Source organism: Mesorhizobium japonicum MAFF 303099 (genome assembly GCF_000009625.1).
Classification (GTDB): domain Bacteria; phylum Pseudomonadota; class Alphaproteobacteria; order Rhizobiales; family Rhizobiaceae; genus Mesorhizobium; species Mesorhizobium japonicum.
Map to the genome: position 1 here is coordinate 4,719,787 of NC_002678.2, position 21,105 is coordinate 4,740,891.

20 protein-coding genes and 1 pseudogene are annotated in these 21,105 nt (G+C 59.4%); 7 read left to right on the forward strand and 14 right to left on the reverse strand.

Annotated features, from left to right (window positions below; genetic code table 11):
* Positions 1-23: 23 nt before the first annotated feature.
* Complete coding sequence (locus MAFF_RS40735) at positions 24-293, reverse strand: hypothetical protein (RefSeq protein WP_167316198.1); 270 nt, start codon at positions 291-293, stop codon at positions 24-26.
* Positions 294-360: 67 nt separating this feature from the next.
* Between MAFF_RS40735 and MAFF_RS40740 the strand changes: the two genes are divergently transcribed.
* Positions 361-498: a methionine adenosyltransferase domain-containing protein gene (locus MAFF_RS40740; protein WP_425280318.1), complete on the forward strand. Its 138-nt coding sequence runs from the start codon at positions 361-363 to the stop codon at positions 496-498.
* 127 nt (positions 499-625) lie between these two features.
* Positions 626-1,792 (forward strand): NAD(P)/FAD-dependent oxidoreductase, encoded by a 1,167-nt coding sequence (locus tag MAFF_RS23940; protein ID WP_044551214.1) that lies wholly within the window; start codon positions 626-628, stop codon positions 1,790-1,792.
* 73 nt (positions 1,793-1,865) lie between these two features.
* Here the strand turns inward: MAFF_RS23940 and MAFF_RS40745 are convergent.
* Positions 1,866-2,289 (reverse strand): annotated as a pseudogene (locus MAFF_RS40745) (IS481 family transposase); the annotation flags it as partial.
* Between the two features lie 405 nt (positions 2,290-2,694).
* Between MAFF_RS40745 and MAFF_RS23945 the strand changes: the two are divergent.
* From MAFF_RS23945 to MAFF_RS23960, 4 genes are all read left to right on the forward strand, one after another.
* Positions 2,695-3,684, forward strand: a complete 990-nt coding sequence (locus MAFF_RS23945) for a nodulation protein NodZ (protein WP_010913560.1) — start codon at positions 2,695-2,697, stop codon at positions 3,682-3,684.
* Between the two features lie 142 nt (positions 3,685-3,826).
* Positions 3,827-4,927, forward strand: coding sequence for a GDP-mannose 4,6-dehydratase (gmd, locus tag MAFF_RS23950; RefSeq protein ID WP_010913561.1), 1,101 nt, complete (start codon positions 3,827-3,829; stop codon positions 4,925-4,927).
* 71 nt (positions 4,928-4,998) lie between these two features.
* Positions 4,999-5,967 (forward strand): GDP-L-fucose synthase family protein, encoded by a 969-nt coding sequence (locus MAFF_RS23955; protein ID WP_010913562.1) that lies wholly within the window; start codon positions 4,999-5,001, stop codon positions 5,965-5,967.
* Between the two features lie 395 nt (positions 5,968-6,362).
* The gene (locus MAFF_RS23960; RefSeq protein ID WP_044548977.1) at positions 6,363-6,746 is read left to right on the forward strand and encodes a hypothetical protein; all 384 of its coding nucleotides are present in this window, start codon (positions 6,363-6,365) and stop codon (positions 6,744-6,746) included.
* Positions 6,747-7,048: 302 nt separating this feature from the next.
* Here the strand turns inward: MAFF_RS23960 and MAFF_RS23965 are convergent, their stop codons facing one another.
* The 12 genes from MAFF_RS23965 to nifS all read right to left on the reverse strand — a co-directional run bounded on the left by MAFF_RS23965 (position 7,049) and on the right by nifS (position 17,920).
* Entirely contained in the window at positions 7,049-7,960 is a 912-nt protein-coding gene (locus MAFF_RS23965; RefSeq protein ID WP_044548978.1) for an SIR2 family NAD-dependent protein deacylase, read from the reverse strand.
* Positions 7,961-8,001: 41 nt separating this feature from the next.
* Complete coding sequence (nifT, locus tag MAFF_RS23970; RefSeq protein WP_010913564.1) at positions 8,002-8,214, reverse strand: putative nitrogen fixation protein NifT; 213 nt, start codon at positions 8,212-8,214, stop codon at positions 8,002-8,004.
* Positions 8,211-8,537: a nitrogen fixation protein NifZ gene (locus tag MAFF_RS23975; protein ID WP_010913565.1), complete on the reverse strand. Its 327-nt coding sequence runs from the start codon at positions 8,535-8,537 to the stop codon at positions 8,211-8,213. The genes nifT and MAFF_RS23975 overlap by 4 nt, the downstream gene beginning before the upstream one ends.
* Positions 8,538-8,627: 90 nt before the next feature.
* Entirely contained in the window at positions 8,628-8,822 is a 195-nt protein-coding gene (locus tag MAFF_RS23980; RefSeq protein WP_010913566.1) for a 4Fe-4S binding protein, read from the reverse strand.
* Between the two features lie 32 nt (positions 8,823-8,854).
* Positions 8,855-10,336, reverse strand: a complete 1,482-nt coding sequence (gene nifB / locus MAFF_RS23985; RefSeq protein ID WP_010913567.1) for a nitrogenase cofactor biosynthesis protein NifB — start codon at positions 10,334-10,336, stop codon at positions 8,855-8,857.
* A gap of 250 nt (positions 10,337-10,586) precedes the next feature.
* On the reverse strand, positions 10,587-12,347 hold the full coding sequence (nifA, locus tag MAFF_RS23990) for a nif-specific transcriptional activator NifA (protein ID WP_044548983.1): 1,761 nt from the start codon (positions 12,345-12,347) through the stop codon (positions 10,587-10,589).
* 156 nt (positions 12,348-12,503) lie between these two features.
* Positions 12,504-12,803, reverse strand: a complete 300-nt coding sequence (locus tag MAFF_RS23995) for a ferredoxin family protein (protein ID WP_006333856.1) — start codon at positions 12,801-12,803, stop codon at positions 12,504-12,506.
* 12 nt (positions 12,804-12,815) lie between these two features.
* Positions 12,816-14,123, reverse strand: a complete 1,308-nt coding sequence (locus MAFF_RS24000) for an FAD-binding protein (RefSeq protein ID WP_010913569.1) — start codon at positions 14,121-14,123, stop codon at positions 12,816-12,818.
* Positions 14,124-14,134: 11 nt separating this feature from the next.
* Positions 14,135-15,241, reverse strand: coding sequence for an electron transfer flavoprotein subunit alpha/FixB family protein (locus tag MAFF_RS24005; protein ID WP_010913570.1), 1,107 nt, complete (start codon positions 15,239-15,241; stop codon positions 14,135-14,137).
* A 20-nt stretch (positions 15,242-15,261) separates the two neighbouring features.
* Positions 15,262-16,113, reverse strand: coding sequence for an electron transfer flavoprotein subunit beta/FixA family protein (locus tag MAFF_RS24010; protein ID WP_010913571.1), 852 nt, complete (start codon positions 16,111-16,113; stop codon positions 15,262-15,264).
* Between the two features lie 186 nt (positions 16,114-16,299).
* On the reverse strand, positions 16,300-16,683 hold the full coding sequence (gene nifW / locus MAFF_RS24015) for a nitrogenase stabilizing/protective protein NifW (RefSeq protein ID WP_010913572.1): 384 nt from the start codon (positions 16,681-16,683) through the stop codon (positions 16,300-16,302).
* Positions 16,664-17,920, reverse strand: coding sequence for a cysteine desulfurase NifS (gene nifS, locus MAFF_RS24020; RefSeq protein WP_010913573.1), 1,257 nt, complete (start codon positions 17,918-17,920; stop codon positions 16,664-16,666). Before nifS ends, nifW begins: the two co-directional genes overlap by 20 nt.
* 682 nt (positions 17,921-18,602) lie before the next feature.
* Here nifS and MAFF_RS24030 point away from each other — a divergent pair.
* Positions 18,603-20,498, forward strand: a complete 1,896-nt coding sequence (locus tag MAFF_RS24030; RefSeq protein WP_010913575.1) for an ABC transporter ATP-binding protein — start codon at positions 18,603-18,605, stop codon at positions 20,496-20,498.
* Positions 20,499-21,105: the final 607 nt, after the last annotated feature.

Genomic DNA, 21,105 nt, shown 5'->3' on the forward strand with positions numbered 1-21,105 from the left:
TACGCTCATCACAACTTTCGAGATCAGTGGCGGCAGAAATCTGGTGTCGTTTTATGTTCCGCCGCCAAACAGCATTTGCGAAGAGCGCGAAATGACAAAGCCAGCAGGACGAGGGTACCAGCCATGCGCACATCGATTACACCCAAGTCGCCCGCGATACGATACTCGATATTGGCTACGACGATGCCATCGGCTTTGATGGTCGAAATTGCGCCGTCGTTCTGGCTCTCACCGGGCAGTCGCCCGGCATCAGCCAGGGCGTTGATGAAGGACGATGGCAGGATCTCGAGCAAGGGCGGGATCAGGGCCTCATGTTTGGATTCGCATGTTTTCGATCTCCGACCGAAAGGCATCATCAAGATGCTTGATCTCGTACGCCCGATATACCGCAACACGGCGACATACGGACACTTCGGCCGTGAAGAGCCTGAGTTCACCTGGGAGAAGACGGACAGAGCCGACGACTTGCTGCGTGAGGCAGGACCGGCAGCTGCGTGAACGCCGCTGGATCAAGCGCATGCGGCCTTTCAACTCGCTAGGCCCGCGCCCGCCGCGGCACGCGCTTCGACATCATGCTGACGGCTGTGTGATCGACACGGGCGGTTACCGGAAAGGCGACAAAAAAGTGCGTTACGACATCGTTATCATCGGAGGAGCCATCGTCGGCTCCTCGATCGCCTACTATCTGCGCGAGGAAGGGTTTTCCGGCTCGATCGCGCTGATCGAGCGCGATCCGCAGTTCGCGCACGCGGCAACGACGTTGTCCTGCGCCTCCATTCGCCAGCAGTTTTCGATTCCTGAAAACATCCGCCTGTCGCAATTCGCGCTGAAGCTGTTCCGGCGGCTGAAGGAAGAATTCGGCACGGATGCCGATATCGGGTTCCGCGAGAGCGGCTATCTGATCCTCGCCGGAGAAGCCGGGCTACCGATCCTCAAGGCCAATCACGAGGCGCAGATCGCCGAGGGCGCCGACATCGTGCTCGAGGATGCCGAGCAGTTGACGCAGCGCTTCGCCTGGCTGTCGACCGAAGGCATTTCTGCCGGCGCCTATGGTCGGACCGGCGAAGGCTGGTTCGACGCGCATGCGATGCTGACGCTGTTCCGCAAGGCGCTGCGCGGCAAGAACGTGGACTTTATGACCGCCTCGGTCATCGGCATCGAGCGGCAGGGCCACCGTGTCACCGGCGTCAGGCTCGACAATGGCGAGACGATCGAAGCCGGCACCGTCCTCAATGCCGCCGGGCCGAATGCCGGCAAGGTCGCCGCTCTCGCCGGGCTGGCGCTGCCGGTCGAGCCGCGCAAGCGCAATGTCTTCGTCTTCGAGGCGCGCGAAAAATATGCCGACATGCCGCTGCTGGTCGATCCCTCCGGCATCTATGTCAGGCCGGAAGGCCCGGTCTATCTCACCGGCGGCGCCGAGCCGGAAGAGGGCGACGGCCCGGCCGATCCCCAGGATTTCGAGGTCGACTGGCCGCTGTTCGAAGAGGTGATTTGGCCGGTGCTGGCGACCCGCATTCCAGCCTTCGAGGCCATCAAGCCTACCCGCGCCTGGGCCGGGCACTACGATTACAACACGCTCGACCAGAACGCGGTGATCGGGCCGCACCCCAAGGTGAAAAATTTCCTCTTCGCCAACGGATTTTCAGGCCACGGTCTGCAGCAGGCCCCGGCGGTCGGCAAGGCGCTGGCCGAGCTTCTCGTGCATGGCGGCTACCGCACGGTCGATTGCTCCGCGTTTGGGTACATCCGTGTCGCCGAAGGGCGGGCGTTTAGGGAATTGAATGTGATCTAGCAACAATGGCGCCGCGACGGTCTCCTTTGGTGCCGGCGGGACAGAGGGGCGCGAAGGTTCGCGACAGGCGGTGCCGCGGTACAAAGGCCTTGATGTTTAGCTTGCCCTGTTCGGTTGGGATCTCCGCAATATCAATGTGGAAGAAGCCGATGCTTGCGCTGCAGACATCGGTGCAATGAAGAGCGCGTCAGATGCGGGATCGTCGGCTGCAAGGCCGTAGACCAATCGTCCAGCGCAGCAGTGTGTTGCGGCGGAAGGCCACAACAACGGTCCTCTCCTACGGCAGACAGAACCTTCGATCTCGGCTCCCTGGGGCCGGTGGGCAGATCGGCGGTCGAACTCCGCTCCTCCACTTCGCGACCGTCTTGGGGTTGATGGCATAGCGCTTCGAAAGCGAGCTCAGGCTCGCTTACAGCTCGACGCATCGCCTCTTTCTTTGTGGCGCTCCCATGCAGACCTGGCCCAGTCGAAGCTTCGTGGCCGCGGCCCGCGCTCATGGCCGGCTCACTTAGGTCGATGCTGCGTGCTGTCACCGTGAGGTTCCGCTGGGGTTAGCGGTGCGTCGAGCACAGCGAGCGGGTTCACAGCCAACGCTCTGGAACCCATGTCGCTAGCCATCCATGGCGTGGATGCGTTTCATCGAAACAGACGATTTTACCGATGTTACGGCACGAGGCATAGAAAGAATTCAAGAATGTAGCAGCCTTAAGGAAAGTGGTTGATGTTTGCGTTGGCTCCGAAGAGCATTTTCTGGTCTGCGCGGAAGACCAGCCCAGGCGCGCGTCCATCGCGGCCAGGCACTTCCGCGATAGACGCGAGCTACATCCCGAATTGTGCAAGCGCTTGCCTCAAAGGCAGCAGCAAAGCTGAGGCTTGTGGTGTTCTGGAGAGAGGCAATTTAGATGCTTGTTGATCGCTCAAGGAACGATCGGTTCGTTGTTTCTCGACGGCGCACGGGTCTCGGTGATTGCCTGTGGTCTCTCGCGTCGGCTTGGGACTACGCACATCGGACGGGACGAGCTTTAGCAATAGATTGGCGCGGCTCTTGTTACCTTGACAACCCGTTTGCGAATGCCTTTCCAGCTTTCTTCAAGCCAATTGAGGATATCGGTGGTGTACGGGTCATTTGCGATGACCAGATCAACCACGTCTCATTCCCTGGTCCCTTCTTCCCGTCGTGGTGGAACAAGCCATCCATCGACTGCGTGTACCGTCCGGATGAACAGATTTTCCAAGAACGTGACGAGCTTAACGATCTTTTCCAGGCCCAAGATGATTGCGAAGCCAACACGGTAGTGTGTGATGCTTGCTTGATGTGGCGCTGCGATGAAAAGGCCGAGCGAACCATATTTAGGAGCATCACACCGAGGGTCGAAATTGAGGATCGCATTGAAGCGCTCTACCAGGAACATTTTGACGGGCACAGCATAATTGGAGTCCATGTCCGCCACGGCAACGGCGAAGATATTATGGATCACGCACCTTACTGGGCTGATCCGAAGGTTGCCTTAGAGCAGGTATGCACTGCCATTCGTATGGCCAAGGCGCAACCGCATTCAAGACCTGTAAGGGTGTTCTTGTGTACAGACAGCGCCAAGGTTGTTGATCACCTGTCGGGCGTATTTCCCGAACTTTTCACCGTCCCAAAACGCTTCCAGGCGGATCAGGCCGGCCCCTTACACAGTGCAGCACTGGGCACCGACGGGGGGGGTTCCGCGCTCGTTGAGATGTATCTCCTCGGTCGATGCGACACTGTTATTCGCTTTCCTCCGACTAGCGCCTTCACCCGCTACGCCCGCCTCTTCGTGCCACGAATTGTCGAATTCGATTTGAATGACCCGCGTCGTTTGATCTTGATCGACAACACTTTCGAACGTTCCCCGGCTCCATGAAAGGCTGGCATCCCGATCGAACTCTCCCTTGCCTTCGCGCAGAGGCCCCCGTTCGCCCTGCCCAATACGCCCCTTTCTCGCCACGCAATCCCGCCGCAGGCGAGCGTTTTCATGGGCGCGTCAAAATCAAAAGGATTCAAGCTTGTCAAAGAGAAAAGTAGCTTTAATCACCGGGGTTACGGGACAAGACGGTTCCTACCTCGCAGAATTGCTTTTAGAAAAGGGCTATTCTGTGCATGGGATAAAGAGACGATCGTCTCTTTTTAATACTGGCCGTATAGACCATCTCTATCATGACCCTCATGAAAGTGGCGTTGATCTTACACTTCACCACGGGGACTTGACAGACTCGTCGAGCCTTACGCGCGTCATCCAACTGGTTCAGCCGGACGAAATTTACAATTTGGCAGCTCAGAGCCACGTTGCAGTCTCCTTTGAAGAACCAGAATACACCGCGAACTCCGATGCCTTGGGTGCGCTGCGTATCCTCGAGGCAATTCGGATCCTGGGGCTCGTCAAGCATACGCGCTACTACCAAGCCTCGACGTCTGAGCTCTACGGGCTGGTGCGGGAAACGCCACAGACCGAGACGACACCGTTCTACCCCCGGTCCCCCTACGCTGTTGCCAAATTGTATGCTCACTGGATCACCGTAAATTATCGAGAATCTTACAATTTGTATGCTTGTAACGGCATTTTATTTAATCATGAGTCACCTGCGCGCGGAGAAACATTTGTAACTCGCAAAATCACGCGCGCCTTGACTCGGATTAAGCTTGGAATGCAACGCACTCTATTCCTCGGCAACCTTAATGCGCGTCGCGATTGGGGGCACGCTCGAGACTACGTCCAGATGCAGTGGTTGATGCTGCAGCAGCAGCAACCTGAAGACTTTGTGATCGCTAGCGGTGAGCAACATTCGGTGCGCGAATTCGTCACCGTCGCGGCCGCTGAACTCGGCATCGATGTTCGTTGGGTGGGGGAAGGGGTCGACGAAGAGGGGTACGATGCAAAGACGGGAGCTCTGATCGTAAAAGTAGATCCCCGCTATTTTCGTCCTGCAGAAGTCGAGACACTTCTCGGCGATGCCCGCAAGGCGAAAGAAAAGCTTGGGTGGGAGCCCAAAATCTCCTTCATCGAATTGGTTAGGGAGATGGTTCGGGAAGATTTGCGCATGGCGGAGCGTGAAGCAGTGCTGATGAATCAGGGTTATTATTCACACAGTCCACGAGAGTTATGCTGACAACGGCGGCGCCATGCGGGGTTGTTGTCAGTGCTATGTGGCCTTCTTGAGGAGCGCCCAGAGCGTTAACAATGGAAAACAAAAAGATGAAGAAAGTCTATGTGGCAGGCCATCGCGGCCTTGTTGGATCGGCCACGATGAGAGCCCTCGAGGCGTTAGGATCCTATGAGATAATAACACGTACTCACGACGAACTGGATCTATTTGACCGGAGCGAGACGCGCAGGTTCTTCATGTCGCAGCGGCCAGATTACGTCGTTATGTGCGCCGCGAAGGTTGGTGGTATACTGGCGAACGCCAGCTCCCCTGTCGATTTCCTTCATAACAACCTCGCGATTCAAGTCAGTGTTTTTGATGCCGCTTACGCTTCCGGCGTCGAACGGATGATTTTTCTTGGCTCCTCGTGTATCTATCCACGCGACTGTCCGCAGCCGATACGGGAGGAATACCTTCTCACTGGTCCGCTTGAAGCGACGAATCGTCCCTACGCTTTGGCAAAAATCGCAGGTGTCGAATCGTGCTGGTCTTTCAACCGGCAGTACAAGGCGCGCTATCTCGCGTTGATGCCGACCAATTTATATGGTCCCGGCGATAATTATCACCCCGAAAATTGTCACGTTCTGCCTGCTCTGATACGCCGCTTTCATCAAGCTAAAATGAACGGCGACTCCTCTGTGGGGGTCTGGGGATCCGGAAATCCTCGGCGAGAGTTTATGTATTCGTCGGATGTAGGCGATGCCATTGCGTTCCTGCTTGGCCTGCCAGATTCGGATTTTGACGCCTTGACAGCCCCCGACACTGCGCCCCTGATTAATGTTGGCGTTGGTGAGGACGTCACAATTCGCGAGGTGGCGGAACTCGTCAAGGCGGCGGTCGGCTGGGAGGGCAATTTGGTGTTCGACACGACGAAGCCAGACGGTACTCCGCGCAAGCTACTGGACGTAACGCGCTTGCGTAACCTTGGCTGGAAAGCCAAAACGTCTCTTGGTGCCGGGTTGCAAGCGACGTATGAGGATTTTCTTCGCCTTCATGCGGCTTGATGTGGAAGCGCGCATCCAGGTTGGACTGCATGTCCGACCGGGTGCAAGCTCGCCCAGTCCGGCCAAACAGATGAGAGGGACGCATACATCTCGAGGCGGCCGCAATAGTGGCCTGTGCTGACTTTGCAGACCGGACCTCTCTGCGACCTGCGATGCAGAGGATCACCCAGAAGCTTGCCCAAGCCAAATGGGAAGGGGAAGGCCGCATAACTGGCCGCATCTGGAACGGCTGTGCGTGAGCGCCGTCAACTCAAGCCGCCAGTTAGAACTGCTCGACCTCGCGGGAGCCGCTGCTTACGAAGCTGGCATCGACAGGAAAGCCAACCAGGCCCGCATCATGCCTCGAGGCAGGCCTTATCCAAGGCGGTGCATGCGGAAATGGCGGGCGTCGACGTATGCTTTTCAACTCGCGCTTAGCCGCAGGCGGGATCATGTCCCCCTGCGTGGTGGAGCTGGCGGCATTGGTCGCCGTGCTCTCCGGCATGGGCCGGGCTGATCGGATTGGTTCAGTCTGCGTTGTTAGCGCCGAACTCACTCGCCTCAAGGTCATGGCGCCACAAGCGCGGATTCGCGGCGCCGTGGTGCGGGCGTTACAACTCATGCAGCAGCGGGTCTCGTTGATGGCGAAGCGGGCTGCCCTGAACCAATCGCTCGCGTCTGCGGCGCGCCAAGCTGTCGCGCAACGCGATCATCCTGACGCTCTGGGATGGCAGTGGCAGGTGACCGCCTATATGGCAGTGGCAGGTGACCGCCTATGCGGTGAGCACGCTTGGCCTTAGCTCGATTGGCATCGACCCCAACCGGCCCTGGTCATCGCGCCGTGCCACAGCTTTTACCGCCAAGTGAAGCCGATCAGCTGCGACCGCTCGCCGCGACAACCCTGGCGCCAGGCTATGCTCTGCTCGGCTGGTTCGAGCCCGTCGCCGCTGTGTTCATCCGCAGCATCGAATGCCATATCCGCTGCAGCCTCGAATGCAATAACCGTCGTAGCTTTTCAGAGTGCCTCTCGGAGTTGTTGAAAAACCCGGAAGTCAATTGCCCGTTTTACCTTTTCGGCAATGTTGAGGTGTCTGAGAATGGCTCAAACGATACCCCGTTTGGCTTCATGCAATGTCTCGCCCAGTCCGACGAGACGGGCTGCGGCCTGACCCGTCGGCATGTCAATGACCGTGATTGCGCTTGCCGCAAGGAAACGACGCTCGTTCTTGGTCAGCGTCGCTGTATCGATTGCCGCAAAATGTGGGCCATTGGAGCGCTTCATGATCTGCCGGGCATAGGTGCGCAGCATCTGATCGTTGAAGCGGCAGCCGATGAAGAAAAGACCACGACTAGCTCGCCGTTCCTTCACCAGGTCAGGGATCGGCGTCTGGATGTCGATTTCGCTCAGCACTTCAACGTAGTCGGAATCTGCGACGAGGAAGTTTGCGGCCGGCCTGGCACCGCCGTGAGGGGCGTAGAGAACCGTCTTCGCCGCTGGTGCGGATTCGAGTAATATCCCGGACAAATCGTAGGCTTTCGTCCAAATGTCACCGATCTCGTGCGCCCGTGTTACGCCCTGTATTTCGACGACGTCCGTTCGGCGGGTCTGTATTAGAGCCGCGCGCATGGCACCGTCGTACCAGCTGTCGACGATCACGGAGAGCGGCAGCGTTGCAAGCCAGGCATGCAAGATGGTCGGCACCACCGGGGCCGCGAATATTTCGGCCATCCAAACTTGAAGCGTCCGGCGGTGCCGGCGCTGTTCGATATACTGCGCTACCGACCACATGTTGGTGCGAATCTTCGAAGGGGCTGGCGCGCGCTTGTTGAGCGCTGCGGCAACGGCTTCGGGGGTATGCGGTACGGGCGGTCCCGCGGAGCGGATCTCAAGCAGACCCGGGCCGAGATAGGGAATGACCTGATCGGCCGCGAGCCCTTTCTTCAAAAGGTCAAGCTGCCTTTCGGCAAAACTGTCCCGAATGACGACGAGATGGCCCGAGGTCATTGTGTTCATGCTCGTATCCCTTTGCCGCTCTCTTTGTGTCAACCCGAAGGTCAGTCCTCGTCGGAAATCTTCCTTGCTTCCACGGTAATCGGCAAAGGCGTATCGCGCGGAAGGTCGGGCAGGACTAGCCGCCAGCCGTTCTTCAGCGTCACGGCGCCACCCCATAAGTGTTCGTTGTCGACCTTGATGATCGGCTCTTCGAGATCCTTTTTGGGAATATATGCCGACAAGCCAGCACGGGTCCTGCGGATCATTACCCTCATCGGGCCGTTCCTTCGTCAAACCCAGCACCGATTTCGGCACTGGAAGGAGTCCGGGCCGTCTCAAGGCTCATGAGTTCACGCGCACGCATGCCGACGACGGTGCCGCGATCGACCCATTCGACCGCATAGATGTAGAACTGCTGGAGAAAGGTGCCGATGTCGCGCACATAGCCCTCGTCGCCTTTGAGCACCAGATTTTCACCGATCTCCTTGCCCGGATAGGTGCCGTCATTTTTTATGTGGCGTGTGGCGCGGACCCGCTCACCCGGCATGAATCGCGGGGGTGTACGGATTTCGATGTCCTGTTCGCGTCCGAGGCTCATGGCCGTTCCTTTCTCTCGGCTGCAGCTTTCCAACAGGAGGTCGATGGTCCTGCGGAGGCGCCTCGACCGTGTCAGTAGCCGAAATGGAGGTCAGGCAGGGACGCAAGTCTTCGACACCGGACATACCGAGGCGCATTGCTGCGTTTCGAAGGTCCCCTCGCATTCGGTGCACTTTTTCGGATCGATCACGTAGGTCTCGCCCTTGAACTTAATCGCGCCCGAAGGGCATTCAAACTCACAGGCACCGCACTGGGTGCATTGGGAAGCGATGATCTTAAAGGCCATTTTCAACTCCGGTTCGGTTAGAATGAGGCGGCTCAGGCCGTCGCAGCCAGTGGCTCACTCCCAAACTCGGCGGCGTAAAGCGCGCCGATCGCGGTCTCGATGTAGTCATACCCGTAAGCCTCCGTTGCTCGGATCCCACCTTCCTTGAGACGATCCTCGGGGCAATTTCCAATTCTCGCGCACAGCACGATGTCTACGCCTTCGAGCGTAGAGATGACGCCGTCGAGGCTCTTGTCCTCGGCCCGGCCGCCGAGGCAATACTGTTCGACCTTGCGATGACCGACGAAACTGATCCCTTTCGGAGAGGCCTCATAAACCTGGAATTCCTTCGCATGGCCGAAATGCTCGTTGATGCGGCCGCCACCCTTGGTCGCCACCGCTACCAGAAGCGATTTGCCGGAGCCTGCGGTCTTGACCATCCCGAGCGCCTCGCTCTTGGCCGCCAGGCGATCGCCCCGCTCGCGCGCGACCACTGCCCGATATGTCTCGCGCTTGCTGGCGTCGTACGTGACCTTGTCGGGAAGCCGGTCGAGCGTGAATTCCTGGCCACGATCCTCGCCGAGCAGGCCGACAGCATCGGCCCGGCACTGCCGGCAGTGGCGCATCAACTTGGCGCCGCCTTCGAGACGATCCTGAAGGGCCTTCAGCTCCATTGCCTTGGGGCCGCGCTGCCCACTCAGGCCGTAATGCGTACCGTGCGCCGGGTCGGAAATCAGCGGCATGACATTGTGCAGGAACGCGCCGCGCTCCTTGACCCATTTATTCACCTCGATCAGGTGCTCATCGTTTACGCCGGGGATCATTACCGAATTGATCTTGGTGAGGATGCCGCGCGCCGTCAGCATCTCCAGCCCCGACATCTGTCGTTCGTGCAGGATCGTGGCGGCCTCAACGCCGGTATAACGGCGGTTGCCATAGAAGATCCACGGATAGATCTTGGCACCGATCCGCGGGTCGACCATGTTGATGGTGATCGTCACGTGATCGACATTCATTTCGGCAAGCTCGGCGACGCGGTCTGGCAGCGCGAGCCCGTTGGTTGAGATGCACAGCTTGATGTCGCCGATTTCCTTGGCGACCCGTTGGAATGTCGCCTTTGTGTTCTTCCAGTCGTAACAGGCATCGCCCGGTCCGGCGATGCCAAGCACGGAAAGCTGCGGCACTTCGTTGGCAACCCCGATCACCTTGCGCAGCGCCTGGTCGGGCGTCAGCCTTTCCGAAACGATCCCAGGCCGGCTTTCGTTGGCGCAGTCATATTTGCGATTGCAGTAGTTGCATTGAATATTGCAGGCTGGGGCGACCGCCACATGCATGCGCGCGAAATAGTGGTGCGCTTCCTCTGAAAAGCAGGGATGATCCTTGATCTTCTCCCAGACGGCCGAGTCCATCTCGTGCGGCTTCGCGGAGGAGCCGCAGGATGAAGATGCGCAGCCACCGGATTTCGCTCTCGCCGGCGACTGATCGAAGACTGTCGTGCCGGAAAGGCCCTGTAGCGAAATCATCGGTGCGGACATGGAGCGGCTCCGTGCGTGGTGTGAACATCGCACTTCAGAGCGCAAGAGATATGCCAACCCCAAAAGCGGTCTTATCCGTCATGTTGGCTTTTACGTCGGCCTTTTGTGTCCAATTGTGTCCGTTTCCTGCGACACGGTTTTGTCAGGTCGCCGACAACGGTCAAAAGCAACGCGAAAAGTGACGTCTTGTCTCAGTTACGCCCGGTGCGGGCAGCAACCGCGCCCCCACGTTTGATGTCATCAGGGACGTTTAGAACTTCTTCACTTCGATATGATGCCGGCGCAGAGCATAGCCGACCTGCCGCGGCGTGAGACCGAGGAAACGAGCCGCCTTGGCCTGAACCCAGCCGGCTTTCTCCATCGCATCGATCAGTCGGTCGCGTTCCGTCAGACGCTGGTTGATTGCTGGGCAAGCTGGATGGTTGGGGTCGCAGGTCTCGCCGGGCGATGCCTCATTCTGGGAGGGGCCGACTCGCATGGCAGGCAGCGGCGATCCAACCGGCATCATATTGCCACGTGCGAACTCGTCGACGGCATAGGCGCCGTGCGAACGGCCGACTCCTTTCCACAGAAGCGAAGAAAGGCACTGGCTGTTCTGGCAGGCGAAATCCGACGGAGTGATTGTCATTGAACGCGCAAGTGTGGCCGTCCGTCGCACACAATTCTCCAACTCACGCACGTTGCCAGGGAAATAGCATTGCGAGATCAGGTCAAGCGCCGACGGCGTGAAGGCAAGATCGCGATGGTTCTCCTTGTTGAATCTATCGAGGAGAGCTTTGGCAAGGCGTGGAATATCGCCCGGCCGCTCTCTGAGGGGAGGCAAGACTATTGGCACCACATTGATGCGGTAATAAAGGTCGGCCCTGAACTCTCCATTCCGGACAGCCATCTCGAGGTCCTTGTTGGTGGCGCATATGAGCCGCACGTCAACCTTTAGGGTCCTGGTGCCGCCCACTCGCTCAAGTTCTCCTTCCTGCAAGACGCGCAACAGCTTGGCTTGAAAGGCAGGCGAAATCTCGCCGATTTCATCAAGCAGCAGGGTTCCGCCATTCGCCAATTCGAACCGGCCGGCGCGCTGCAGGATAGCCCCGGTGAAGGCGCCCTTCTCGTGGCCAAAGAGCTCCGATTCCAAGACGCTTTCGGGCAATGCGGCGCAGTTCAATTTGACGAAGGATTTCTCCCTCCGATGCGAAAGCTTATGGATGGCCTGTGCAAAGAACTCCTTGCCGGTACCGCTTTCGCCTCGCAGAAGCACGGTGGAATTGGTCCTGGCCACGACCGAGACGATCTCCAGCACTTGCTTGAGTGCGGGACTTTCTCCGATGATTCCGTCGATCTTGACATGCGGATGTCGGGCCGGATGGGTCCTGTCCTCGTCGAGCGATTGCTCTGGTCTCGGTTGCTTCTCGATAAGTCGCTGACCAGCCGTGCTCAAAGTGCGATGCAGGCGGATGGTCCGGCCGACCAGATTGGCGACCATGGCCAGGAAACGTAAGTCCTCCTCGTAACGGAACTTGGTGGTACCGTTCCTGACCCGGTCGATCGACAGCGTCCCGAAGATCTTTTCCTCAGCCTTTAGCGGGACACCGATAAACGCAGTTGCGATCGTGCCGCTGGTCGATTGAGGATCGGCCTGAAACAGCTCCGACGTGCTTGTGTCTTGTATGACGATCGGCACTCCAGTAGCGACGATTTTGTCTATTACGGCCTGGGGTATGACACTGCCGATGGCTGACTGAGGCACAGCGCCGCCGGTAGTTGCGCTAATCTGCGGCTCTCCTTCAGCGTCCAGGACGACAATTGCGCCATGACGCATTTGCACAAACGAGGAGAGGATATTCGCGACATTGGCAAGCGTAATCTCCAGCCGGGTCGGGGCAGTCAGAATCTTCGATATCTCGTAGATTCCCCCGAGCAAGCTGTCCGCATTGCGCGCCGCTTCGACCGCAGGTTCAGGCGGGGTGTTCCGAGATACAATTTCACCGACCTGATCTGGAAGCATGTGAGCCATGCAAACACCTCAAGGGTTGTCCAAGGTGCTCCTCCCAGGCCCTTTTTTGTATTTTGAGTTCCAGAAACATAGTATTTTCAGCCTTTCGGCAATTGTGAACAATATTGGCGGTCTTGACCGCATTCCGAGCCTCTCGTTTCCCGCTCTTTGCGCCAGTCATCCGAACTTGAAGAGAACGCCGAAGCCGCCGCGCGGGTAATTCCACACGATCTCACCGCTGGCCTCGCACAGCACGCGACAGGTGCCGCATTCCATGCAGCCGTCGGAAGTGGTCTCCACCTGTCCCTTGTCGTTCAACTCATAGCATTTGGCCGGGCAGATGTGTGTCAGCGCGAGCAGGTTCGCGCTCGGCCTCTCGTGCGGTCGCACTTTGATATGCGGGCGGCCCGGATCGACCAGATAGCGGTTCTGATAAAGCTTCTCCTCGACACGTAACTTCGTCACGGCCATCGTCATCCTGTTTCTCCTTCAGCGCCAGGCGAGTGCCAGGCGGACCACATCGCTGATCAGCCCCCAGCGCGAACGCGCCTTGATGAAGGCAGCAGTGGTCGCCTTTTCCTTCTCGATTTTCGGGGTTCCGTCGACCCGCATGAAGTTCTGCGCGGCCTGCGACATCAACTGCGGGTAAGTCATGAAGAAATTGCGGGAATTGGTGTGTATCAGGGCCGGCATGTCCTTATATTTCATCAGGTCTTTGACTACGAAGGACTTGTCCAGCATGGTCTTGTAGAGGGCGAGGTTCCTCCTGATCATCGGCTGGTTGCGGCCCTTGATCTCAATGATTGCCTCGCCCGCGATGCGACCGGAAGTCATGGCAAGGTTCGAACCCTCGCGGTGAATAGCGTTGTTCAGTTGGGCGGCATCACCGACCGCCACCCAACCGTCGCCGAAGAGCTGCGGAATTGCCTTGTAGCCACCTTCGGGAATGAGATGCGCGGAATACTCCTTGACTTCCGAGCCCGCGATCAGCGGCCGGATCGAAGGATGGTTTTTGAAGTTGTCGAGGAGGACGTAAGGGCTCTCCATTGTCTGGGCGAAATCGGAGACGAGGCAGCCGATGCCGAGAGAGATCGACTCCTTGTTGGTGTAGAGGAAGGCCAGTCCGGCCATGCTGCGGGAAATCGTGCCCGCCGCTTCGATCACGCAGCCTTCGTCGCCCTGGAGGCCGAACCGCTGCTCAATGACCTCATCGGGTAGGAAATGCATTTCCTTGACAGCGAGCGCCACGCTTTCTGGCTTCGGCATCTTGCGCAGGCCGGCCCGTGTACCGAGCAGTCCGTTGACACCTTCTGCGAGCACGACGACGTCCGCGTAGATCGGCCCGCCAGCCCGGTCGGTGCGCACGCCGATCACCTTGCCGCTGGCATTGCGGATAAGTTCGGTCACCGTCGTCTCGCACAGCACCGTCGCGCCGGCCTGGCGCACCTTGCGCGAAAACCACTTGTCGAATTGGGCGCGGATGATCGTGTAGCGATTGGGCTTCGCCTCGTTGAAATCGTCCGATCGATACTGCATCCCGGTGTGGGAGGTGTCGTCCATCACCCAGAATCGCTGCTCGACCAGATGCCGCTCGAGAGGCGCATCATCCCGGAAATCCGGAATGATTTGCTCCAACATGTCGGCGTACATGATGGCGCCCTGGACATTCTTGGAGCCCGGATACTCGCCGCGCTCCAACTGCAGCACCGTCAGGCCCTGGCTTGCCATGGTGTAGGCGGCCGCGTTTCCGGACATACCGGCCCCGACGACGATGGCGTCGAATTCTTCCTCGATCATGGCCCTCTCCCTTAGCTCGCAAGCTTGTCGTGGCTGTGCGGCGACAGCCGCCGGGTGAAAGCTTCCGTCAATGCCGGCAGGAAACGGATTGCGTCGGTGACGATGCCGAGATGGGCAAATTCGAAGATCGGGGCGTTCGGGTCGGTGTTGATGGCTACGATCAAATCAGCCCCCTCCACGCCAACCCGATGCTGAATGGCGCCGGAAATCCCGGCCGCTATGTAAAGCTTTGGCCGGATGGTCTTGCCCGTTTGGCCAACCTGCCGATCGGCAGGCATCCAGCCCTTCTGGACCAACGGGCGCGAACAGCCATATTCGGCGCCGATTGCCCGCGCTAGATTCTTCACAAGCTGCAAATTCTCCGCTGAGCCGAGACCGAGGCCTCCGGCAACCACGATGTCGGCGTAGGCGAGATTTGCCTTTGCCGATTGGCGATCGAGGTTGAAGCCAAGGACTTTGGTGATGATCTCTTCCTCGGTCATTGACAGCTTGTGCCGGATGACACGCCCGACCGGCTTGTCCGTCCGCGGTGGCATGGCCATAACCCTCGGTCGTACCGTGGCCATCTGCGGCCGGTAGTTGAGCGTATAGATCGTGCACAGCAAGGAACCCCCGAAAGTCGGACGGGTCGCGGCGAGCGAACCGTCGACATCTACATCGAGTTCGGTACAGTCGGCAGTGAGCCCTGTCAGCAAGGTCGTCGCTACTGAGCCAGCGAGATCCCTGCCGAGCGTGGTCGCACCGAGAAGCAGGATTTCCGGCTTGTGGGTATTGACCAGATCCGTCATCGCCTTAGTGAAAGGCTCGTTGCGATAGTCGGCAAGCAACGGTGCCTCGACGAGGTAGACAAGGTCGGCGCCGTAAGCGAAGGCCTCGGCAACGGCATGCTGCGTCGCGTCACCCGGCGGTCCAAGCACGATCCCCGCAAGCTGGATGCCTAGCTTGTCGGCGAGCTTGCGGCCTTCGCCAAGCAGTTCGAAGGACACGGGATGGACCTCGCTGCGTTCCAGTTCGATGAAAACCCAGACGTGCCGATAGTCCCTAAAGTGCTCAGGCAATTCCCTCTTGATGCCGGCACGGCCGGCGGAAGGAGGGGCTTCGCGGTTAGCGTTCGACATCATCTCTCCTTGCCGTCCCGTCACTGGCCGCCGTCGAAGGCGAGTTCGTGTTCCAGCGCTGGCTGGCGGGTAAAGATTGAGGCGATCAGTTCGTCAGCGAGGTCGTGCTGCGTCTTGTCGGTCATGTCGATCTGCGTCGCCTTTTCCGCCCGCGTGGTAGGGGCGAAAACGCGCTTGACGACCGTCGGCGAGCCGCGCAGGCCGCATTTGTTGAGGTCCTCAATGCCAGCTTCGGCCGCGCTCCATTTCACGATCTGGCTGCGCGCGGCGCGCATGGCGTCCTCGAGCGAGCCTCTGCGGATTTCGTTGGTGCCTTCCAGCATTGTGATGAGGCAAGGCAGCCTGCTTTTCAGCATCTGCGTACCGCCTTCCGAACGGCGCTTGACGGTGATCTCGCGAGCATCGACATCGATAGAGTCGATCTTCGCCACATAGGTGAACTGCAGGAGGCCGAGGCGCTTGGCGATGCCGGGCCCGACCTGGGCGGTATCGCCGTCAATCGTCTGCTTGCCGGCGAAGACGATGTCCGGCGCGCCGAAGGTCTCGCCAATTCTCACGATTGCCCGAGAAAGCGCGAAGGAGGTCGCCAGCGTGTCGGAGCCGGCAAAACAGCGGTCGGTCAAGAGTACCGCGCGGTCGGCGCCATAGGTGAGCGCCTTGCGCAGCGCATCTTCTGCCATCGGCGGACCCATCGTAAGCACGGTGACCTCGCCGCCATGGGCGTCGCGCAATCTCAGTGCCTCTTCGAGGGCGAACAGGTCGTAAGGGTTGATGATGGTCGGCACGCCCTGGCGCATGATCGTGTTCGTCACCGGGTGGACACGTATCTGCGCGGAGTCCGGCACCTGCTTGATACAGATTACAATGTGCATTGCGTCCTTCTCGGCTCCAATCCGCAAGCGGCCCTGGCGTTCATCTCCTTCGCAGCATCATTCGTGCCAACCGCTTTGCGTTGCTCTGTTTCCTTTTGACATGGGGTTGTTTTCTTCCGAACGGTACCGTCGTGATGACCGAGTTTGTCGGCTTTTCGACATTGTCGCGTCGCACTCGTGTCGCGTTCATTCTGTCCCGAACCGCCTCAGGATCGACTCGAACGGGACAAAGGTGTGGTCCCGAGTGGCCGGTTTGTCGGGATCGTGCTCTTTGAGCACCTTGAAGACCCGGTGGGTGAGTGGCGAGGATGTCGCGAAATCCTCATAGGCGCGTTCCAACGTCGCACGCGCCCGCGCGGCGATCACCCCGTCGGGAAGACCGGCGAAATCCTCTTCAGCGAGATATTGGCCCATGCGCTTCAGGATATGCAGCCGTGAGACATTGAGCACCCTCGGATCATAAGAGATGCCAAGGACTGCGAAGAACTCCTCCGCAGCCGACAGGCTCTTCAGCCGGGCGAGGATGTCGGTGACATCGATGGCGCGGCTTTCAGCGAAACAACTGCGCATTGCATTCTCCTGGGCCGGAAACGGTTGTCGGGTTTGCCTTGTCGCCCAGGCCTGGAGTTGATTGAAGTTCTCTCGCCTGGCTGGCAGATGGGGAAAGCTCACGCAGCTTCTTCACGATCCCGGGCATGACCTCGAGCACCCGGTCGACGTCCTCCTCGCCGTTGTTGCGCGAAAAGGAGAAACGGATTGCACCGTGTGCCGCGTTATTGGGGATATTCATCGCCACCAAGACGTGGCTCGGCTCCAGCGAGCCGCAGGCGCAAGCAGAGCCGGAGGAGCAGGCAATGCCCTCGCGATTGAGGAAATGCAGTATGCCCTCACCTTCGATATCTCCAAAGGCGATGTTTGCGGTATTCGGCAACCGCTTTAGCAAATCGCCGGCGACGAAGGCGTCTGGGATGCTTTGGAGAAGTTCCTTCTCCAGGCGGTCGCGCAACGCCTTTACCCGTGTGTTCGCGTCGTCCATGAAGTTCAAGGCAAGATCGGCTGCCACGCCGAGGCCGACGATGCCTGGCGTATTCTCCGTGCCGGCGCGGCGGTTGCCCTCCTGGCCTCCCCCCTTGATCAGCGGACAGAAGCGCACGCCGCGCTTTATATAAAGTGCGCCGATCCCTTTCGGTCCGTGTAATTTGTGACCGGAGAGAGACAGCATATCGATTGCCGTCGATTTCAGGTCGATCGCAAGCTTGCCGACCGCTTGCACCGCGTCGGTATGGAAAAGGGCGCCGACTTCTTTGGCCAACTCAGCAAGCTCGACCACCGGGAAGATCGTTCCGGTCTCGTTGTTCGCCGACATGATCGAGACGATCGCCACGCGCGGGGTGAGGGCGGCCTTATAAGTGTCGAGGTCGAGCCGGCCGTGGCGATCCACCGGGATCCTATGCACCTTGATGGCGCGCGTCTTCTCCAGGTGGGCGCAAAGCGTCAGCACGGCCGAATGCTCGACTGCGGAAGTCACGATCTCTGTGCGCTCAGGCATCACCTCGAGCGCTGAAAGGATCGCCGCGTTGTCGCTTTCCGTCCCGCCCGAGGTGAAGGTGATCTCGTCGTCGAACTCCGCGCCGATGAGCGTTTGCACCTGCAGGCGCGTCTTTCTCACCGCCGCCCCGGCGGAAGCGCCAAAATCGTGGCTCGACGAAGGGTTGCCGAATTGGTCGGTAAAAAGCGGCAGCATCGCTTGAACGACTTCAGGATCGACCCGTGTCGTTGCGTTGTTATCCAGATAAACAGGCCTCATTGATGTGATCCTTCTCCTGAGCGCAATCACGCAAAGCGCACTTCCGGTCTGTCATGATGATGGCTAGCCGAAGGAGTTGCCGCGCGCTTCTTGGAGCCGGCGCGGCCGCTCGCCTCGACTTGATGCGCCAGGCTTGCGCCGGCTCGGGAAAACGCCGTCTTTAGGCCAGGGCGTTTCGGTGTGCTGGATCATGGACTGTTTCTCCTTCAGGCCGGGACGCGTTCTCGAACAGCTACGCATGGACCGTGCCAAAGGAGGGGATCATTTCAAAACAACATGATGGCTCCAACACTGCTATGTCGCATGTCCGACATCGGAGGGAATTGTTCAACGCGGAACGCCGTTAAATCGGCGTGAATTCCGCTTCGCGTGAGGAGCAATCCTGTCGGGCCGTTCGCCAAGGATGCCGGCGCGACCGAGGCGTCCTGTCGGGTTTGTCGAGTGCGCGACACGGCACTGTTACGCCCCCGTTGCCCTGCTGAGATCTCGTTTGTCATTGTAGAATATGCAGAAAATTCTTCTGAGCTTCTTTCTGAGCTTTGGCGCGGCTTTTGCGGTTCTCTCCTCGTAGGGCAGCGCGTGCCCGCGGCCGATATTCATCTCGCGGGTGACATCGCGATCGATGGAACGAAGGAAAGAAACCAACATGTCAGGTCCAGATCAGTCACCCGCATTCCGAGCGATGTTTTCGTCCTCACGCAGACCTTCCATTTCGGCTTTCTTGAGACCGAGCGGCCTGCTGCGCTCGTACAAAGCCACGCGGCGTTTTCACATCGATCTGCGCGGCGCCGCCTTTCGCGACGTTTTCGCCTTCACCATGCGCCACTGGAGCAAGCAGCCGGTCCGGCTCGCGATCATTATGATCGCGATGCTTGTCGCCACGCTCCTTGACGTCCTGACTCCGTTTTATTCCGGACGGCTCGTGGACGCGGTCGCCCAGGCAGCGACAGCCGACGCCGTCGTGTGGGATGCGGCACTTGCGGCCTTTTCAATGTTGATTGCGCTCGCACTCGGCGCCGTCGTCCTGCGCAACATCGCCTTCGTTGCCTACAATGACTTCATTCTGAAGATGATGTCGGACATCGCCAGCGACGCGTTCCATCGCGTCCAGCGCTTTTCGACCGATTGGCATGCGAAAACCTTCGCCGGCTCTACGGTGCGCAAGATCACGCGCGGCATGTGGGCGCTCTGCCTCCTCAACGACACGATCCTTTTCGCGTTGTTCCCGTCGCTCATCATGCTCGTCGGGTCGAGCGTTCTGCTCGGCTGGTATTGGCCGATGATGGGGCTGATCATCGCCTGCGGCTCGGTTGGCTATGTGGCGCTGATCATTATCCTGTCGCTCGGCTATGTGGCGCCAGCGGCAAGCCTTGCCAACAACTGGGATACGAGGCTTGGCGGCTCGCTTGCGGACGCGATCAGCTGTAACGCTGTGGTCAAAGGCTTCGGCGCCGAGGCGCGGGAAGATCATCGCCTGGCGAAAGTTATCTCCAAGTGGCGGCACCGCACCCGCCGGACCTGGGTGCGCGGGACGGTCAGTGCTGCATTCCAGGGGATCATGCTTCTTGCGCTGAGAGCGGCTTTGATCGGCTATGCCTTATTTTTGTGGTCGCGCGGCCAGGCTACCCCAGGTGACATCGCCTTGGTGCTCGGGTCTTTCACCGTCCTGTATGGGTACTTGCGTGATGTTTCCATACACGTGCGCAACATCCAGCGCTCTGCAAATGAGATGGAGGAACTGGTCGAAACCTACAGCCAGCCGCCCGACGTGGCCGATGTTCCGGGCGCCAAGCCGATCCGGATCACGAAGGGTCACATCGATTTTGAGAGCGTCCATTTCCACTACGGCAATCATTGGTCGCCCTTCTACAGCGACTTGTCGATTTCGATTGAGGCCGGCGCGCGGGTCGGTCTGGTCGGCCCCTCTGGCTCCGGCAAGACCACCTTCGTCAAGCTCATCCAGCGGCTTTACGACCTGGATGCTGGACGAATCTTGATCGATGGGCAGGACATTTCGCGGGTGACGCAGGGTTCGCTGCGCTCGCAGATCGCGATCGTACAGCAGGAGCCCCTCCTGTTCCACCGCTCGCTGGCCGAGAACATAGCCTATGGGCGGCCGGGTGCTTCTCGGTCCGACATTGAGCAGGCGGCGCGGCTCGCCAGCGCGCATGACTTCATTGCACGCCTGCCGAACGGCTACGGTACGCTGGTCGGCGAACGCGGCGTGAAGCTCTCAGGCGGCGAGCGCCAGCGTGTGGCGATAGCGCGCGCCTTCCTCGCCGATGCCCCGATCCTGATTCTGGACGAGGCGACATCGAGCCTCGACTCGGAATCGGAGGTGCTGATCCAGAAGGCGATGGAGCGGCTCATGGTCGGGCGCACCACGCTCGTCATTGCGCACCGGCTCTCGACGGTGCGCGAACTCGACCGGCTGCTTGTCTTCGACCGTGGTTGCATCACCGAGCAGGGCGACCATGCCGCGCTGATCCGTCGCGACGGCATCTACCGCCGCCTGTTCGAGCGGCAGGCCTTGGAACTGACAAAGGGGTGCGATGAGACCAATGTGCAACACGGTTGAACGCGGCGTGAATTCAGCTTGCCTCCCCAGCAATCCTGTCGGGCCGTTCCTGAAAAGGCGGCCGCAACCTGTCGTCGGGCTTGTCCAATTCACGACACGCCTGGTGCCGGCCTGTCTTCCTGCCGCGCTGTTGAGCAAACCCATGAATGGGATGAAGACAACTTTTTATGAGCTGCGTCCTGCGTTCCCGGCACGGCGCTTGAGGCTTCCTCCTGAGGTGGCAGCCGCCTCGCGATTATTTAGATCCTGGTTGATGCGATCAATGGAGCGAAGGAAAGCAACGCGCCGGATCCACGCGAGATCCGCCTTCTCTGGCATAGGGGCGTCGCCAAATCGACACCCTCACAATATGCGCTCACCGCCCGCGTCGGGAACAAGATCTTGATTGTCGTCTGCGCTCAACCGCTCTTATGCCGAACTCGAAGGATACGGACCTGCGTCTCGCCGCGCGGGATTGCATAAGCTGGCTGCAGCGTCCATCGGCATCACCGGTTCGGCTTCGAGACGTTCCGGAAACCCGCCGAGGCCGGCGCGCCGGCGATGCGCTCGTGGCCATCGAAGCGCGTCCCGACATGGCGCGGGCGTAACGACCGGCTTGCGAGGAAGG